The 18,376-nt window shown below is 57.7% G+C and carries 15 protein-coding genes; 10 read left to right on the top strand and 5 right to left on the bottom strand.

Going from position 1 to position 18,376, the window contains the following annotated elements; genetic code table 11:
• The coding region (locus QJ48_RS22275; protein WP_237763016.1) for a DEAD/DEAH box helicase at window positions 1-2,901 on the bottom strand (2,901 nt) is incomplete at its 3' end.
• Between the two features lie 92 nt (window positions 2,902-2,993).
• Here QJ48_RS22275 and QJ48_RS22280 point away from each other — a divergent pair.
• The gene (locus tag QJ48_RS22280; RefSeq protein WP_054975693.1) at window positions 2,994-3,428 is read left to right on the top strand and encodes a MarR family winged helix-turn-helix transcriptional regulator; all 435 of its coding nucleotides are present in this window, start codon (window positions 2,994-2,996) and stop codon (window positions 3,426-3,428) included.
• 58 nt (window positions 3,429-3,486) lie between these two features.
• On the opposite strand, the gene QJ48_RS35375 is transcribed toward QJ48_RS22280, so the two are convergent.
• The 3 genes from QJ48_RS35375 to QJ48_RS22295 form a co-directional block, all read right to left on the bottom strand.
• Window positions 3,487-6,927, bottom strand: coding sequence for a PQQ-dependent sugar dehydrogenase (locus QJ48_RS35375; RefSeq protein WP_237763017.1), 3,441 nt, complete (start codon window positions 6,925-6,927; stop codon window positions 3,487-3,489).
• Window positions 6,928-7,514: 587 nt separating this feature from the next.
• The gene (locus tag QJ48_RS22290) at window positions 7,515-8,069 is read right to left on the bottom strand and encodes a PadR family transcriptional regulator (RefSeq protein ID WP_237763018.1); all 555 of its coding nucleotides are present in this window, start codon (window positions 8,067-8,069) and stop codon (window positions 7,515-7,517) included.
• 21 nt (window positions 8,070-8,090) lie between these two features.
• Complete coding sequence (locus QJ48_RS22295) at window positions 8,091-9,653, bottom strand: MDR family MFS transporter (RefSeq protein WP_054975695.1); 1,563 nt, start codon at window positions 9,651-9,653, stop codon at window positions 8,091-8,093.
• Window positions 9,654-9,893: 240 nt separating this feature from the next.
• Between QJ48_RS22295 and QJ48_RS22300 the strand changes: the two genes are divergently transcribed.
• On the top strand, window positions 9,894-10,796 hold the full coding sequence (locus QJ48_RS22300; RefSeq protein WP_036679025.1) for a LysR family transcriptional regulator: 903 nt from the start codon (window positions 9,894-9,896) through the stop codon (window positions 10,794-10,796).
• 9 nt (window positions 10,797-10,805) lie between these two features.
• Window positions 10,806-11,612, top strand: coding sequence for a histidinol-phosphatase (locus QJ48_RS22305; RefSeq protein ID WP_054975696.1), 807 nt, complete (start codon window positions 10,806-10,808; stop codon window positions 11,610-11,612).
• An 88-nt stretch (window positions 11,613-11,700) separates the two neighbouring features.
• Here QJ48_RS22305 and QJ48_RS22310 read toward each other — a convergent pair whose 3' ends face one another.
• Window positions 11,701-12,225, bottom strand: a complete 525-nt coding sequence (locus QJ48_RS22310) for a hypothetical protein (RefSeq protein ID WP_054975697.1) — start codon at window positions 12,223-12,225, stop codon at window positions 11,701-11,703.
• 154 nt (window positions 12,226-12,379) lie between these two features.
• Here QJ48_RS22310 and QJ48_RS22315 point away from each other — a divergent pair, with 154 nt between their 5' ends.
• From QJ48_RS22315 to QJ48_RS22345, 7 genes are all read left to right on the top strand, one after another.
• Window positions 12,380-12,859: a GNAT family N-acetyltransferase gene (locus tag QJ48_RS22315; RefSeq protein ID WP_054975698.1), complete on the top strand. Its 480-nt coding sequence runs from the start codon at window positions 12,380-12,382 to the stop codon at window positions 12,857-12,859.
• Between the two features lie 32 nt (window positions 12,860-12,891).
• Window positions 12,892-13,623, top strand: coding sequence for a response regulator transcription factor (locus tag QJ48_RS22320; RefSeq protein WP_054975699.1), 732 nt, complete (start codon window positions 12,892-12,894; stop codon window positions 13,621-13,623).
• On the top strand, window positions 13,620-15,023 hold the full coding sequence (locus QJ48_RS22325; RefSeq protein ID WP_054975700.1) for a HAMP domain-containing sensor histidine kinase: 1,404 nt from the start codon (window positions 13,620-13,622) through the stop codon (window positions 15,021-15,023). The genes QJ48_RS22320 and QJ48_RS22325 overlap by 4 nt, the downstream gene beginning before the upstream one ends.
• Window positions 15,024-15,104: 81 nt before the next feature.
• Window positions 15,105-16,016, top strand: a complete 912-nt coding sequence (locus QJ48_RS22330; protein WP_054975701.1) for an ABC transporter ATP-binding protein — start codon at window positions 15,105-15,107, stop codon at window positions 16,014-16,016.
• Complete coding sequence (locus tag QJ48_RS22335; protein WP_054975702.1) at window positions 16,013-16,744, top strand: ABC transporter permease; 732 nt, start codon at window positions 16,013-16,015, stop codon at window positions 16,742-16,744. Before QJ48_RS22330 ends, QJ48_RS22335 begins: the two co-directional genes overlap by 4 nt.
• Before the next feature lie 26 nt (window positions 16,745-16,770).
• The gene (locus tag QJ48_RS22340; protein WP_054975703.1) at window positions 16,771-17,496 is read left to right on the top strand and encodes an ABC transporter permease; all 726 of its coding nucleotides are present in this window, start codon (window positions 16,771-16,773) and stop codon (window positions 17,494-17,496) included.
• A gap of 168 nt (window positions 17,497-17,664) precedes the next feature.
• Complete coding sequence (locus QJ48_RS22345) at window positions 17,665-18,048, top strand: helix-turn-helix domain-containing protein (RefSeq protein WP_054975704.1); 384 nt, start codon at window positions 17,665-17,667, stop codon at window positions 18,046-18,048.
• Window positions 18,049-18,376: the final 328 nt, after the last annotated feature.

Below are 18,376 nucleotides of genomic sequence, written 5' to 3' on the forward strand. Positions count from 1 at the left end.
CTCCTCCTCCTCACCCCTGTCCGGCTGCCCCGCCTCCAGCACCGGGCTCTCGCCGAACAGCCGCCCGGCCTGCGCCCGCTCCAAGCCGAGCAGCTGCAGTTGAATATCTTTGCCGACGGCGTCGGACTCGTAGATTTGTGCGCCCATGAACTCGGCCAGAAACGCCGCGGCCAGCGGCGAAGGAAACAGGCTCTCGCGCACGTTCACCTCCAGCGCTCCGGCTTCAATCTGCTCGAGCGCCTCCCGCACCCGCGGCAAGTCCAGCTCCTCCTGCAGGCAAATGCGCATCGCCTCACCGAGAAAAGGAAACCGCTCGGCATACGGCAGCGATTCCCGCAGCAGTTCCTCGCTGCGCAGCCGCTTCTTCCACGCCGGGGTGCGCGTAAAGCTCCGCGACAGCAGCAGCGACGTCTCGGCCAGACGGCGGAACGCCGCCCCGAACTGCGGCGAAGACGGAACCGCCTCGCGCAGCAGCGTTTCGAGCCGGACGGACGTCACGCCTCGAAGCATCGCCACGAAGCTTGCGGCCATTCCCTCGTCGGCGCCGGATAGCACGAAATGAATGCCGTTGTCCTTGGCATTTGCGAACAGCCGCCCGGGAAACCGCTCCTCCCCATGCTGCCGAAGCGCCAGCAGCCACGTGCGGTTGAACGTCCGGCCGAACGTGCTGTGCATGATGACATGCCACTGCTTCAGCTCGTCCCGGAACCGCTCGATGACGATGCGGCGGTGCGTGGGTACCGCCGACACGGCCTTCTGCGACCGGACCAGCGCGATCAGCTCGCCCGCGGCTCCGGCGTCCAGCCCGTAATCCCGGATCAGCCAGTCCAGCGTGCCGTGCGGCTCCTCCCGTTCCAGCCGGCGCTCCAGCTCGTCCATGAACCGCCCGATGTCCCGCGACAGCTCATACGTGCGGCCCTGCCCTTCGCCCCGCCAAAACGGAATCTCGCTGAACCGGTTGCCCGCTTCGACGACGTACACCCGGTCGTTTTTGATCGATTGAATTTTCCAGGACGACGTTCCGAGCTGGAACACGTCGCCGACCCGGCTTTCGTGAATATATTCCTCGTCCAGCTCGCCGATGTGCACGCGGCTGTCCGCATGATGCACCGGGTACGCGCTGCTCTGGGGAATCGTACCGGCCCCCATAATGGCGGCCATGGCCGTTACCCCGCGGCGGGACATTACGCCTGTGTCGCGGTTCCAGTCCAGGAGAGGACGAACGAACGGGTAGTACCCGGACAGCACCTGCAGCACGTCCAATAACCGCTGACGCGGGAAATCCCGGTACCCGTAGCTGCCGGCCAGCACGCGGGCCAGCTCGTCGATCGTCCAATCGCCCCCCGCCACCATCGCCGCGATTTGTTGGCATAAGACGTCCAGCGACTGCACCGGGATGCGGATTTCCTCGATATCGCGCTCCAGTACGCGGCGGGACAGCACCGCGCATTCCGGCAGTTGGCCGCGGCTGCGCGCCAGAATGACGCCCCGGCTGACGCCGCCGACGCTGTGTCCGGCCCGGCCGATGCGCTGAATTCCCGCTGCCGCGCTCTTCGGCGAGTCGATCTGCACCACGAGATCGATATGGCCGACGTCGATACCCAACTCCAGCGAGGACGTCGCCACGAGGCAGCGAAGCTCGCCCGCTTTGAGCGCGCGCTCCACCTCGAGCCGCTGCTCCCGGGAGACGCTGCCGTGGTGCGAGCGGGCCATTTCGTAGCCGACATGGTCGTTCAGCCGCAGCGTCAGCCGCTCGCACAGCCGCCGGTTATTGGCGAAGATCAGCACGGACCGGCTCCCCTCCATGAGCTTTGCGAGTCGTTCGGTCACCGGCCCCCAGACGGCTTCCTGCTTATCCTGCGTAATGAACGTTTGCTCCGGCATCGTGACGACAAGCTGAAGCGCTTTGTCCATCCGGCTCTCCACAATGTTCACCGGACGAGGCTGCATGGGAACGTCCGCAATCGTTTCATTACCGGCTTCTGCGGTCATACCCGCCCCGGTATCATCCGATCCGGCTGCCCTTCCGGCTTGAGCGGCGTCAGCTCCGCTCCCCTCTGCTCCCGCTTCCCCGCTCGCGCTCCCCGTTTCCGCAGGCCCCCAGCCTCCGAGAAAACGGGCGACCCGCTCGATCGGCTTCTGCGTCGCCGACACGCCGATACGCTGCGGTGAACGTCCGCACCAAGCGACGAGACGTTCCAGCGTCACCGACAAATGCAGCCCTCTTGGTCCCTCGGCCAAGTCGTGAATCTCGTCTACAATCACATGGCGAACGGTCCGCAGCATGTCTCGGCCTTTCAGAGACGTCAGCAAAATATACAGCGACTCGGGTGTCGTCACGAGCACGTCCGGTGGCTGCCGCAGCATCGACGCCCGGGTGCTCTGCGTCGTATCGCCCGTACGGACGCCGACAGTCAGCCCCGGCCACGGCAAGCCCGTCTCCGCCGCCGTCCGCTCCAATTGATCGATAAAGCCGACAACGTGATGATGAATATCGTTGTTCAGCGCCTTGAGCGGCGTGACGTACAGCAGCTTCACTCCCCGGACCGGTCCGTCCGCGGCCTTGCCGGTCACAATCCGGTCCAAGCAGGGCAGCAGCGCCGCAAGCGTCTTGCCCGATCCCGTCGGCGCGGCAATCAAGGTATGAGCCCCCGATCCGATCGACTCCCACGCCCGCAGCTGCACCTCCGTCGGCTCCCCGAACGTCTGCCCGAACCAGGCGGCTAGCAGCGGATGAAACCCGATTGGCGACTCCGCATCCATGTTCGTTTCCCCTTCTTCCTCTAAGTTCTTCCCAAATGTACGTTCGATATCGGTATCATACCAAAAAACAAGCGCCGGCACATCCAAGCGAATTTCCGTCTTCCCCGCCGTCCGGGCCGCTGTCTTCCATTGACACATGTTCAACTCGGTGCTACGATTCATTCGAATAAATTAAATCTAATCTATTAACACTTTAAATATCGGATTATTCGAACGAGGAGCTGAAAAGCATGGCTGATCCTATGGATCACGCGATCGAGCGGTTTGAAAAAGCGTTTTTTACAATGTTCCAAAAACTCGGACCGGGATTGGCGTTGCCTGCCGATCTGAATTTGACGGGGCCGCAGATCATGATGCTGTATACGATCGTCAAATGCGAGCCGTGCCAAGTCGGCCGGTTGGCTCAACGGATGGAAGTGACGCCGAGCGCGATTACCGTCATGATCGACCGTCTGGTGCAGAACGGGTTCGTGCACCGGAGGCACGACGAGAACGACAGGCGCGTCGTGCTTCTGGAAGCGACCGAGCAGGCGCGTGAGGCGCTGCTCCGTATCCGGGCCCTTCGCTCGGAAGTGATCAATACTTACCTGTCCTATCTGGAGCCGCACGAGCTGGAGCCGTTCCTGCAAAGCTTTGAGAAAATCGCCCACAAAATGTCCGAGTAAACATAGAAGGACCGCCCCGGTGTACAAGCCGGAGCGGTCCTTTTTGTGATGTTCGCGCTTAAAAATTCGGTATGAGTCTTATTAATTTATCCGGTGTGCCGTCGCCGTTCTTGTCGCCGTTGTTGCTTGTAATAATGTAGATCGAGCGGTCCGGCGCTTCGATGACCTCACGGATCCGGCCGTAGGTGTTTTTATACAGGTAGCTCAAGTTGCCGATCACCGGCTTGCCGTTCTGCTCTTTCACCTGCATACGGATGATCTGCTTGCCGACAAGGTTGGACACAAGCAGGTCGCCTTTCCACGGTCCGTCGGTAACGAAGGTGATGCCTGATGGCGCCCATCTTGTATTGCCGCTGTGAATGAGGGGCGGCGTGATGCCCGGCTTGTTCTGGTTGTCGCCTTCGTAATCCGGCCATCCATAGTTGGCTCCCGGCACGATATAGTTGATTTCGTCCTTGGCGGCTTCCCCGTGCTCCGAAGAGAAGAGACGGTTTGTCCCCGGCTGCCAGGCCAGCCCTTGCGGATTGCGGTGGCCTCGCGTATACACCGGCGAGCTGGCCCCGAACGGGTTGTCGCTTGGAATCGTGCCGTCCAGATTTAACCGGAAAATTTTTCCTCCGAGGTACGTCAGCGTATCGTCCGTTTTGCCGTAGTTGCCGTTGCTGAAATACAACTTGTTATCCGGGCCGACCTTGAGCCGTCCGCCGTTGTGATAGACCGCGCCGGGCAGCTTGTCGAGCAGCACTTTGTCGAGCTTCGCCGTATTGTTGTTCTCGATCAGGCGGACCAGACGATTTTTCACGGTATTATTGGAATCCTTGTAAGTATGATACAAGTACATGTAATGGTTGGTCTCAAAATTCGGGTCCAGCGCAATCCCCAGCAGCCCGCCTTCGCTTTTCGGCTGGTAGTAGAACGGCGCTCCGAGCGTAATGACGGGCGTGCTGCGCACTTGGCCGTTGACGATTACGCGGACGCGGCCGCTGTTGCGCTCCGTGAAGAAAATCCGGCCGTCCGGAGCAAATGCCAACGCCCACGGAACCTCCAGATTGTCCGCTACGACCTGCAGCGTATATGGATCGGTAGAAGTCGCCGAAGTCTTCACGGAAATCGTGTTGCTGGCCGCCGATACGTTGCCCGCCAAATCTCTTGCTTTTACGGTAAAGCTGTACGTCGTGTTCGCCTTGAGGCCGCTGACGGTAAAGGTCGTGCCGGTCGTGCTGTCCACCGGTGTCCCGTCTTTGTACACCTCATATTTGAACACGCCCACATTGTCCGTCGACGCCGTCCAGGCCAAGGAAACGGAGGAGGAGGTTTTGCCCGGACTGGTCAGATTGGAAGGAGCCGTCGGGCTTTGCGTATCCGGCTGTGCCGCCGTCGTTACGCTGAGCGGTGTGCTGGGCTCCGACACCCGTCCTGCCGCATCTTTCGCTTTCACGGTAAAGCTGTACGTCGTGCTCGCCTTAAGACCCGTCACCTCAAAGGACGTCGCCGTCGTCGTGCTGCCGGCAAGCTGGCCGTCCCGGTAAACGTCATAGCCGGTGACGCCGATGTCGTCCACCGAAGCAAGCCACGTCAAGCCTACGCTGGTGTCCGTTTTGCTGTCCACAGCCACATTGGTCGGAGCCGTCGGCGGGTAGACATCTCCCGACGCGTTGACCGTCACTTTGCTTATCGTAGCCGTGCTGGCCGTGTTCACGTCATGGCTGGTGACCGCCAGACCGAAGTATACATTCGCCCCCATGGCGATCGTTACGCTGCCGATGTCGCCCCAGTTCATGCCGTTATTGGAAACAAAGCCTTTGATCACGTTGCCGGTCCGCTGCAGCTTCACCCAAGCGGGGCTCGAAGACGCTTGTTTGACCGATTCCGTCGTTCCTCCCGCCGCGGTCCGGTACTGGAACGTGAAGCCGTTGGACGGAGACAGGAGCAGGTCGGCGTGCTTCGCGTCGGCATTCAGGTTCTCGCGGATCATCACTCCCGCTTTCGCCCAACCGTCCGTATTCGTCTGGGAGGTGATCAAGGCAACGATCGTCCCGTCCCCGCTCCAAGGACGGTACACATAGCGGAATTGGTCCGACGTGCTCCAAATATCTTTGCCTGCGCCGGATACCGTGAACACATCGGTATTCGCATCATACAGAGCGCTGCCGGCTACGGCCGGGGAACCGATATCCTTCGACTGCCACGGAGCCGGAACTTCACCCGGACCCGGAGCGTTCGTCTTGACCGATAGCGGCGAGCTGGCGGCCGATTGGTTGCCCGCGGCATCCTTGGCCTTGACCGTAAACGAATAAGTCGTGCTTGCGGTCAGTCCCGTTACCGTGTACGACGTATCAATGACATCCGCCTTAACGAGCGTCCCGTCGCGGTAGATGTCGTAAGCAGTCACGCCGACGTTATCTGTTGAAGCGGTCCAGGTCAACGTCACGGTCGTGTCCGTCTTGCCGGCCGCAGCTACATTCGTCGGCTCGGTCGGAGCCGTCGTATCGGCCTTGGTCGTCACGCTGAGCGGGCTGCTGGCGGCTGACGAGTTTGCGGCGGCATCCTTCGCCTTCACCGTAAAGCTGTACGCCGTGCCTGGCGTCAGCCCTACGACGGAATACGAGGTGCCGAGCGGGCTTCCGATCAAGGTCCCGTCCTGGAACACGTCGTAGCCCGTAACCCCGACATTATCCGTCGAAGCGGTCCAGGACAGATCCACGGTCGTTTCGGTTTGGCCCGGCGAAGTCAAGCCCGTCGGGACGGAAGGCGCCGTCGTATCCGATCCGCCAAGGCTTACGTTGGCAAAGGTGGCGGTGTTCAGCTTCGAAACGTTATGGCTCGAAACGGCTAAGCCGACATAAACGCTGCTTCCCATCGCGACACTCGTCTGGCTTACTTCCGTCCAGATCGATCCGTCCGTGGAATAAGAGCCTTTGAACGTATTGCCGTCACGCTCAAGCTTCAGCCACGACGGGCTCGTGGAATTCGTCTTCATGCTGGTCGTCGTCCCGCCCACGGCGTTCCGGTACTGGAACGTATACATGCCGGACGGAACCGCTGCGATATCGACGTGCTTGGCGTTCGCATCGAGCGTCTCGCGGATCATCAGGCCGGCCTTCGCGAAGTCGTCGGTATTGCCTTGCCCCGTCACTTGCGCGATGATCGCGCCGTCGCCGGTTAACGGCCGGTACACATAGTGGAATTGGTCGGAGGTGCCCCAGATGTCCTTGCCCGCTCCCTTAACCGTATACACGCCCGTGCCGGCATTGAATTCCGCGCTGCCCGCCAGCGCCGGGGAGCCGATATCCTTGTTCAACCACGGACTGGGGACGGCTGCCAGCGTTCCGATGCTTCCGCTGCCGTAGACGGCAGAGGTGGTCGTTGCCGGAACGTTCGCGTTCCCCGTTTCCAGGCTGCCTTGCCGCGCCTCCTGCCCGAACCCTTGAGCGGGCACCAGGAGCTGCAGCGCGAGCAGCACGGAAAACCCTAATGCTTTTGCCGCTTTGATCTTCATCCTCAAATCATGCTCCCTTCCATGAATTTTGAAAAAATAAGGCGTACAAGCCGCAGCCTCCGGTTTCCCCCACCTCCCTTCATAAGCGCCATCGGCTTCCTGTTTTCCCCTACTAATGAAAAAAGAGACGGCAACCTTAGTTTTCAGAAACTTGAACTGAACGAAAAGGTGTCGTCTCTTGGACCAATAGCCATATATTAACATCATCATACCTTCAAAATGGGGATTTTTCTATTTCCTTTATTGATCTTTTCTTTGCCGGATATTGACAAAGATTATTGTATCGAAAAAACGGGCCCTTTTCGGACCCGTCGAGTTTGTTGAGAAAGTGGTCAATTGCAGGTAATAGAGAGATGTACGAGGGGGTGGGGTATACACTTCCGGTCGCTCTTGTCCGCAGGAAATTTTGATTTGAAGCCGCTTCGCAGCTGATATTTCCCGCGGACAAAGGCGAACGCTATCGCTCCTCCAGTGCATACCCCATCTCCGTATGTTCCTCTGTATTAGTGAAAACCACTTTCTCAACACTCTAAACAGGCCCATTCGGGCCCGTCGTTCTTTTCAATAATCCTTCGTATATCCGGCGCCTACTCCTCAAGCGGCGTGCCGAATTCGCTGAGCCTCGCTGCCGCCGCATCGGCAGCGAGCCGTTCCAGCCAGCGCAACTCGGTGACGGCGTGCTCCCAGCGCCCTTTCATCAAATGCAGCACACTGCGGGGCACGGTAGGGATATGCTCCTCATAGACGTCGTGCAGCAAGGCTACGATACGGCGCTGCTCTTCGATTTTTTGCGTAATAATGGCATGAATACGCTGCGAATCCCCGTAGCGCGCAAACACCAAAGCCGCATACATCGGGTGAAAGACGGTCGTGCGGCTCTCGAACTGCTCCAGCAGCAGGCGGTGAAACAGCTGTCTGCCTTCTTCCGTAATCCGGTAGACGGTGCGGTCGGGACGTCCGCTCTCCTTCACGATTTCCAGCGCCTCGATATACCCCTCTTTATTCAACGTATCGATGGCGTAGTACAGCGAGCCTTCCTGCATTTTAATGTAATGGAGCATGGCCCGCTCCTTCATTTTATGCCGCAATTCGTAGGGATGGCTGTCTCCTTCCATGAGCAGACCCAAAATGACGAGCTTCATGGACAAGCGTATTCACCTGCCTTACATATGCTGCGGGGCATGAATGCCGGAGCCCTCATCCGGACTGCCGCCTTCTTTGCGGGGGCCTTTCGCCGGCACTTCCATTTTGGCTTTGCCCATCAGCAAAATAAAGATGAGCGCGAGCACGGCCATAACGATTGTCACTTGAAATACATATGCGATGGAATCCGCAAGACCTACCATCATTTTCTCCAGCACCGGCTTCGGAACGTTCGCCTGAAATTCCGGCGACAGCAGCGCCCTCGGATCGGCCGGCGTCGTCGCCGCGCCCGCTCCGGCGGGAAGCAGCTCGGCCAGCCGGCGGCTCAGCGCGGACGCTTGCATCGCGCCAAGCACCGTCAGACCGACGGCGGAGCCGATTGAACGGAAAAAGCCGACAAGCGAGGTGACGGTACCGCGAAACCGGAAATCGACGTTATGCAGCGAAGAAATCGACGTCACCGGGAAGCCCGTGCCGATGCCAAGCCCCATGAGAATCATATAAAGCGTAATTTGCCAACGGGGCGTGTCGATGGACACGAGGCTGAGCAGCGCGGTTGCGATCAGCAGCAGCAGAACGGAGCCGAGCATAATGCCCCGGTACGACAGCTTTCCGATAAACCGCCCGCCGATCGCGCTGCTGGCAACCACGCCGAGCATCATCGGCGTCAGTACGAGTCCGGCGCTTGTCGCCGACCCTTGAAATACCCCTTGAATGAACAGCGGTATGTATGTCGCCGCGGACATCATCAGCGCCCCGTAGAAGAAACAGACGCCCATACTGGCGGTAAACAACCGGTTGCCGAAAAGCGGAAGCGGCACGACCGGGGAAGCGGCGCGCATCTCTATCCGGATGAACAGCAGAAGGAAGACGACCGCTATAGCGAACAAGCCGATGATCTGCACCGAATCCCATGCATACTCCTTGCCCCCGAGCTCCAATCCGAACATCAGGCTCAAGATCGAAACGGCAAAGACGAACGTTCCCAGCCAGTCGATTCTTTGGTTCGGATTGTTCGGCAGCACCGGATGATAAAACAGCGAAATAAGAATCAGCGACACGATACCCAGCGGCAGATTAATGTAGAAAATCCACGTCCAGTCCACGTGATCGGTGAAATAAGCGCCCGCCAGCGGCCCGAGCACGCTCGATATGCCAAAGACGGCGCCGAACAGACCTTGCATCTTGCCCCGCTTCTCGGGGGGAAAAATATCAAAGATAATAGCGAACGTAATCGGCATCAGCGCGCCGCCGCCGATCCCTTGGATGGCGCGGTAGACGATCAGCTGCGTCATTGTCGTCGAGGTGCCGCAAAGCGCCGAGCCGGCCATGAACACGACAAGACCGAGCAGGAAAAACAGCTTCCGGCCGTACATATCGCCGAGCTTGCCGAAGATCGGCATCGATACGACGTTGGCGATCAAGTACGCGGAAAATACCCATACGTACTTGTCGAGTCCTCCGAGTATACCGATAATCGTCGGCATGGCGGTCGAAACGATCGTCTGATCGAGCGAAGCCAGCAGCAGCCCGAGCATCAACGCACCGACCGTCCATGCCGTATTTGTTTTCTTCTGAACCATAAGTTGCTCCTTACTTTACCTGAGTGTATTTTTAGTTCTAAACTAAATTATACTCAAATTTGAGTAGGTGACAAGAGCAAGTGTGATTTTTTTCTCTGGGGCGTAGTTTGCCCTAATCTTGCAAGTATCATATAATGGAGTAAGTCAAGAAATTGTATTTATACTTAATAGATATATGATAAAATTTGCTTATTCTGAGAATGCTATTGAAAGCGTTCGCGCCCGGTGAGGAGGAACGATGTGAATCTCAATCAGTTGGAAACGCTCATTACGATCTCCAAGACCATGAGCTTTCGCAAAGCGGGCGAAATTCTGAATCTGACCCAGCCGGCCGTCTCGGCGCAAATTAAAAGTCTGGAAGACGAATTCAAAACAGTGCTGATCGACCGCAACCAGCCGGTTACGCTGACCGACAGCGGCCAAGTCTTTCTTGAACATGCGGAGATCATTTTACAGACGGTCGAAGATTTGAAGCAGCGGCTTTCGGATTTGAACCAAACGCCGCAGGGACATATTCATCTGGGAACGACGACTTCGATCGCGATCCAAATTTTGCCGAGGGTGCTGTCTTATTTTCAGAACCAGTTCCCCTTGATCAAAACAACCATCCATTCGATGACCACCTCGCAAATCATGCACAGCGTCGAGAACGGAACAATCGATATCGGCATCACCTACCTGTTCGACAAGCATCCCGCGCTCGAAAGCTCCGTGCTTTATTACGATACGTTTGAGCTGGTCGTCTCCCCCGATCATCCGCTTGCGCGTTTCGCGCATGTGCCGATCGAGCGGCTTCACGAGCTGCCGCTGATCATGCTGTCTCCGGAAACGGCCGGACGGAGGTTCGTGGATCAAATTCTGAAGCAGCTGTACATCACCCCACAGGTCGTGATGGAGCTGTCCAGCAGCGAGGAAGTGAAACGGATGGTGGAGCTGAATCTCGGAGCGGCGATCATCTCGAAGCTGTCGATCCAAAGCGAGCTGCGCCTTGGGACGCTCAAGATGATCAAGGTGAACGAGCTCGAGATCAGCCACCCGGTTGGGGTGGTGTACAAGTCCGGACGTTATCTGAGCTCGGCGCTGCATCAGTTTCTGGAGGATTTGAAAGGCATGCAGGAAACTCAATTCATAGGTTCGGAGTGAGGGAACGCCATGAAATTCGATTTGCATACGCATCACGAACGGTGCGGTCACGCGACCGGAACCATCCGCGACTATATCGAAGCGGGGATCAAAAACGGCCTGCAAGTCATCGGAATTTCCGATCATTCGCCGTACTTTGCAAGCAGCGTGGACCGGGAGCAGCCCGGCATCACGATGGCGAAGAGCGAGTTCGCCCGTTACGTGGAGGAAGTGCTGAAGCTGAAGGAGGAGTACCGCGGACGTATTGACGTTCTGCTCGGAGTCGAATCGGACTTCTTCCCCGAGGTGGCGGACGTGTACCGCAAAGTGTACGAGCAGTATCCGTTCGACTATATCATCGGGTCGGTGCATTTGTCGGGCGGCGTCAGCATCTTCAACCGGAAGCGGTGGAACGGACTGACGGACCGTCAGAAGGTGGAGCAAAAGGAGCTGTACTACGATCTGATCGAGCAGTCCGCGCGCAGCGGCATGTTCCAGATTCTCGGCCACATCGACGCCATGCGCGGCTTCTACCCGGCCTTCTCCGATATCCAGACCGACGCGGTAGACCGCACGCTGCAGACCATCGCGAAGTATGACATTGCTATCGAGATCAACACCTCCGGCAAAACGAAGGATTGCGGCGGCTGGTACCCGATCGATGAGATTTTGGAGCGGGCGCTTCATTTCGGCGTCCAGGTTTCGTTCGGCTCGGACGCGCACGTCCCTTCCCGGGTTGGCGACGACTGGGATGAAGTAGCGGCAAGGCTGAAGGAAATCGGGTTCCGCGAATGGGTGTACTACAAGGAAAAACAAAAACAGGTCGTCCCTTTATAGAGCACGGGCAAAAAAATATCCGGCAAATTCCCCGAGGGCCGAGGAATTTGAGCCGGATATTTGTGCTTTGACGGCCGTTCGGCCGCGCTTATCTTGCTGTCCGCTTTGATCCCGCGGCCCGTGCGGGCTTCGCAAGCGCCCGGGAACGGGGCTTGCGAACGGTCTTGGCCGGGAGCCTGATGCTCTTGACCTTCGCTCCGCCGCCCAATAAACCGCCCAAGCCCCCGAAACTGCCGAACAGCTTGAAAATCGGGCCGATCTGCTTTACGATGGTGAACACCTTCTGCACCTTCCCCATCGTGGAAATGATGCCGTCGAGACCTCCGATCGAATTGAAGAACGAGAGGAAGCCCCCGCCGCCACCGGCGCCTTTGGCTACCTCCGCAGCGCCTACGCCTCCGCCGGGTACGCCGCTTACGGTACGTCCAATGCTGGAGAAGCCGCCTAAACCTCCGCCGATGCCGAACGGGCTGAACAGCCCCCGCACCTGTGCGGTATTCATATGGGGAGCGGGATGTACAGGACGCAGCGAGCAGGAGGCGCCTCGTTTGGCCGATTTGGCTGTACGGGCCGAAGCTCGTTTTGGAGCAGCACGATGCTTTTTATTGTTCATTCGTCGATCCCTTCCTTAGCCGAGAAACTGAATCCGACTTGTCTGATACATCAGCGTATGTCGGTCTGCCCTTCCGCGTATGGGTATGTGGACCGATCGAAGGAAAATGGGTGTATATTTAGGAAAAATACATGTTCAATGGGAGGTTCCGAGCATGACGATCCGCCGCGCTACGGCCAATGACGCCATGCTGCTCAGCGAGCTGTCATTTCGCTCGAAAGCTTATTGGGGCTACGATCCGCAGTTTATGGAAGCCTGCCGCGAGGACTTGACGCTGCGTCCCGAACATATGCGTTCGTCGGTGGTCTACCTGCTTGAGACGGACGGCGGTGAAATCGCCGGTTTCTACAGCTTGCGGCCTCCGGGTTCGGACGGTTCGTCCGATGCCGAGGCGGAGCTCGACAGCCTGTTTATCGCCCCGGAATACATCGGCCTCGGGTACGGAAAACGGCTGTGGAGCCATATGCTTGCTACCGCCGCCGAGCTTCGCCTCCCGCGCATCCGCATTCACAGCGATCCCTATGCGGAAGCATTTTACACCAAAATGGGCGCCGTGCGGATCGACGAGATCGAATCCACCGTTTTCCCTGACCGGAAGCTTCCGCTGATGGAGCTGATCCTTACTGTTCCATGATTTCGAACGAGACCTGCAAAGGAGGAAGCGCCATGCTCCATGAGATGACCGATATCGCGGGCAAAAAAATCGTCATCATCGACGATGAACCGGACCTCGTCAACCTCCTCGATGCCGTGCTGCGCAAAGAAGGCTTCCGCCTGGTGTTCAAAGCGGCCACCGGCCTTGCCGGCATCGAGCTGTGCCGCAGCGAAAAGCCGGATCTGATCGTCCTTGACGTCATGCTGCCGGATCTCGACGGCTTTGCCGTCTGCCAGCAGCTTCGGCAATTCACGCTTGCGCCGATCTTTTTCTTGTCCGCCAAAAACGAAGACGTGGACAAGCTGCTGGGGCTCAGCCTCGGCGGTGACGACTATATCACAAAGCCGTTCAGCCCGAAGGAAGTCGCGTACCGGATGAAAGCGTATTTCCGCCGCAACCGGTACGCGGCCATGCAGGAGGAAAGCCGAAGCATCTACGAATTCGGCAGCGTGACGATCGATGAGAAACAGGGCGAAGTACGCAAGCACGGTGTTCCCGTGACGCTCACCGCGAAGGAATACCAGCTCTTGCTATTTCTGGCCCGTCACCCGGGACAGCTGTTCAGCAAGGCGCATTTGTACGAAACGGTATGGGGCGATTCGTATACGGGGTATGACAACACGGTCATGGTGCATATGCGCCACCTGCGGGAAAAGCTGGAGGACAAGCCGTCGGAGCCGAAATATTTGCTGACCGTGCGGGGACTCGGCTATAAGCTGCAGCGAAAGGACGACCGTCCGTGAAGTGGAAAGTCATTATCCAATTCCTGTTATCCATGTCAACGCTGGCGATCTTGATTCTGATCGTCAATTATACGGCGCTCTATTTTTTAGCCGGGGGTCCGGCCTTTGAAAACGGAAGAACGGCCGCTTTCGCCGAGCGGTTTACGCACGACTTCGGGCAGCGCATCGCCTTGCAGGGCGGACGCCCGTACGTGACCCCGGAAGGTCTGACGGAATTGGACCGCCAGGGAGCCTGGATTCAAATCTTGGACGAATCCGGTGCGGAAGCGTTCGCCTATCGTAAGCCGCCTCATGCCTTGACGCATTACTCACCCAGCGAAATCGCCTTTTTTTATAAATATGCCGTCCAAGATTTTACCGTCTTTATCAGCCGCGTGGAAAACGGCGGTTACCACTGGAGCTACATGATCGGCTTTCCTGTCGAAACGGTAGCCAAATATTTTCTGTACATCAGCCCGAAAAATGTGCAAACGTTTTTCCCGAACGGCCTTTACATGCTCCTCGGGGTGACGTTGGGCGGTACGTTGATCATCGGCTATTTGTTCGCCAGGAGACTTTCCCGGCCGGTACGGACCGTCATCGACGCGATCCGTGAGCTTGCGGACGGCCGTTACGAGCTTCGCCTTGCGCCGAAAGGAATATATAAGGATGTGTACCGCAGCCTGCTTCACCTCTCCTCCACCCTGTCGTCCCTTAAACAGCACCGGGATCGCGTGGATCGCATGCGGGAGGAATGGATCGCCGGATTGTCCCACGATTTGAAAACGCCGCTTTCCTCCATCAAAGGCTACGGCGAAGTGCTTGCCGAACCAAGCTACGACCTCAGTCCCGACGAGCGGACCGGCTATGCGACGACGATCGTTCGCAACGCCGTTTATATGGAGGCTTTGCTGGACGATTTGCGGCTGACGTCTCAGCTTAAACACAACCTTCTGCCGATGGATAAGCAGGAGAGCGATGTTGTCCGGCTGCTGCAGGAAACCGTCATTCTGCTGCTTAACAGCCCGGAGGGCGAGGACCGGACGATTTCGTTCGATGCGCGTCCGCAGACGATCCCGCTGTCCTTTGACGCCAAGCTGCTGCAGCGCGCGTTTCTGAACCTTCTCTTTAACGCGCTCGTCCACAATCCCGCCGGAACGCAGGTGCAGGTCGCCGTCTCGGGCGACGAGAGCGGCGTACGCGTGGCCATCGCCGACAACGGCGTAGGCATCACCAAGGAAGATATGGCCAAGCTGTTCGACCGGTACTACCGCGGCACGAATACGGCGGCGAGCCATCAAGGCTCGGGGCTGGGCCTTGCGATCGCCCGGCAAATTATCGAAGCGCACGACGGTAAGGTCGAAGCGGAAAGCCGGCTTGGGCACGGTACGACGATCATCGTCCATTTTCCGCAAACTTAAGCCGGATTTAAGGTAAACTGAAGCGAAGCTTAAATTCCATACGATACCATGCTCTTGTAACGAAAGGAGCATGGTTTTTTTATGAGCGAATTCATCTTGGAAACGAAACGGTTATCAAAACAATTCAAGTCGTTCGCCGCGGTCAAAGGGGTCGACTTGCAGGTAAGGCCCGGCGAAGTGTACGGCTTCCTCGGTCCGAACGGCGCAGGCAAAACGACAACGATCCGCATGCTGCTCGGGCTGATTCGTCCGACGCATGGGGAGGTGCGCGTCTTCGGGCAAGACTTGGCCCGGCACCGGCTCGATATCTTACGCCGGGTCGGTTCGCTGGTTGAGTCTCCGTCCTATTACGGCAATCTGAGCGCCTATGACAATTTGGAGATCACCCGCAAGCTGCTCGGCGCAAGGAAAACCGATATCGACAAAGTGCTGGAAACGGTAAGGCTATCCGAATGGCGCAACAAAAAAGTCAAAACGTTCTCCCTCGGCATGAAGCAGCGGCTTGGCATCGCGCAGGCGCTTCTGGGCAATCCGATGCTGCTCGTGCTCGACGAACCGACCAACGGCCTTGACCCTGCCGGCATTCTCGAAATCCGCGAGCTGATCGCCCGCCTACCGGAAGAACGCGGCTTGTCGGTGCTCGTCTCCAGCCATATTTTGAACGAAATCGAGCTGGTTGCCAGCCGTGTCGGCATTATTTACAAGGGCGAGCTGCTGTTCCAAGGCTCGCTTCAGGAGCTGCGGGAGCAGAACAAAACGATGCTGCGGATCGATGCCGCTCCGCTCGTGGAGGCGGGCAATTTTCTGCTGGCCCGGGGCCATCAAGTGGAAAAGCGTCACAACACCCTGTACGTGGACATGTCGGGAACGAGCGCTGCCCGCCTGAACCGCGATCTGGTTACGGCCGGCTTCGATGTCTCGCACGTCAGCGAAAATACACCGTCTCTGGAAGATATCTTCCTGACGATGACGAAGGGAGCGCAAAGCTTGTGAAGGGTTGGAGTGTCATTGCGGCAGAACTGTACAAGCAGAAAAAAGGCGTCCTATGGAAGCTTGCCTTCGGCGGTCCGGCTCTCGTATCCGTACTGATTTTCCTGAACATGTCTATGCGCTACGATTATTTGATGCAGCGGCATGCAGGGAAAACGTCGTGGGAAGCGATGCTGAACGAAGTGTTTTTTCTGTGGGCCTTCTTTCTCCCGATCGGGGTTACGCTGCTGGCGGCTATCGTTCATTTCCGCGAATATAGCGAGAACGCCTGGAAGCACCTGCTGAGTCTGCCGGTGAAGCGGGGGCACGTGTATGCGGCCAAATGGCTCGTCATTGTGCTCGCAACCGTCTTGTCGGTGCTGGCACTGATGGCCGGCCTGATGCTGTGCGGGCTCGTCATCGGCTTTCCCGAGCCGTTCCCCTTCGGCCTCTATGGACAGTACGCGCTGTACCTGATCTTTTCGTCGCTCGGCATCGCCAGCGTGCAGCATTGGCTCAGCTCCCGCATCCGCAATACGATTATTCCGGTCGCCGTCGGCGTGTCGGGCACCGTAGGTGCGATCTTCCTCGCCCAATCGGAATGGACGCGCTACTTGCCGTATGCGGCCCCGCTGTTCACCATGCCGGGTCCGGATGGGGACGCCGGCGTCTCCATCGTGAGCGGACTGCTCTTCGGAACCGCAGCGCTGCTGGCCGGTATGCTTGAATTCGGGAAAAGGGATATTTTGTAACCGTACGCCAAGGAGGTACGCTGGAGATGAAGTCGTTATTTGCCGCCGAATGGCTGAAATTAAAGCATTCGCGCATTTTGTGGATCGTGATTCTCATGCCGATGCTGTTAACCGCTCAAGGCGTCGGCAATTTTGCCCGTTACACCGACGTGTGGACCCGGGACGATTGGACCGTTATTATCGAGCAGTGTCTCATTTTTTACCCGCCGATGCTGCTGCCGTTTTTTATCGCCATTGTCATCGCGCTTATGATCCGCATCGAACACAGCCATAACGGCTGGAAGCATCTGCTCGCGCTGCCGGTGCGACGCGGGCACATTTATGCGGCCAAGTTCGGCCTCGCGCTGCTGCTGGTCGTTCTGAATATCGCCGTCTTCGGCGCAAGCATTGTCGCCGCGGGCTTGGTCGTCGGGGCGAACGGCCCTATCCCGCTGGACCGGATCGCGCTGCCGCTTCTGCGCCTGATCCCGGCGGTGCTGCCGATTATGGCGATTCAATTCTGGCTCAGTCTGCGGTACCGTCATATCGGCATCCCGCTAGGCATCGGGATCGGGTTGGCGGTCCCTTCGATCCTTGTAGCCAATACGAAATATTGGATCGTCTATCCGTGGACCTACCCGACGATGGCCGCGCTCGCCAGCCAAAGCAGCACCTTCAGCAAAGGTCCGCTGCTGTACGCCGCGGTAGCCCTTGTCTTTGTTCTGGTCACCGTCTTCGGCTTCAACGAGTTCAGACGGCGGGACATTCTGTGAATCGTGTCATCTGCAAGCGAAGGCTTCCCGTTCTCGGGAACCTTCGCTTTTTGGTTTTTGCAGGAGTATTTTCATACCGATGTGTCGTTTATGTGATATACTTAATAAGCGTTGGTACATATAAAAATGATTATAGTATACATTTATATACCGAAAGGAAATGAGCGAATGAGCAAGAAAATAAACGGCGGCTGTAGCGTTCCCAATTTTGAAGGCTGCCCTGTCGAGTTTACGCTGGATGTCATCGGAGGCAAATGGAAGGGTATTCTGCTCTACCATTTAATCAACGGAACGAAACGGTTCAACGAGTTCCGCCGCATCTGCCCCGCCATTACTCAACGGATGCTGACCCTGCAGCTTCGAGAACTGGAAGAGGACGGCATCGTGCATCGCGAAGTATACCAGCAGGTTCCGCCTAAAGTGGAATATTCGCTCACCGAATTCGGCCGGACGCTGGAACCGATCATTTTGCAGATGAAGCAGTGGGGGGAAACGTACCGAGGCCGGATGAACGATACGTCCAAAACCGTGGCTGTGGAGCAAGAACGGTAGCTTTACCTTGCTTGGGTGATCCACAGAAAAGTAAAGGAAGTCCTTGAATTCGAAGGACTTCCCTTTTTATTATTGCGCAGGACCGTGAACCGTAACCGCTAAGCCGGGGTAAGCGGCTGCGAGCTGGGCTGCCCGCTCCTCAATCCGTTTCCGCTCAAAGCCCGCGCCAAACAGCTCGCGATTCGGCCGGAACGTGACGCTCGTGCCTGTCGCCTGCAGCTCCGTTTGCGGGATGCCCTGCTTGTAATCTTGACGTTGTACCTTCCCTTCGCGCTTGATTTCAACCGCTCAACTCGGCAGCAATATCGGCGCGTCCTTGAGCCAAGGC

Origin of the sequence: Paenibacillus sp. A3 (assembly GCF_001399685.1) — a bacterium.
Taxonomy (GTDB): Bacteria; Bacillota; Bacilli; order Paenibacillales; family NBRC-103111; genus Paenibacillus_G.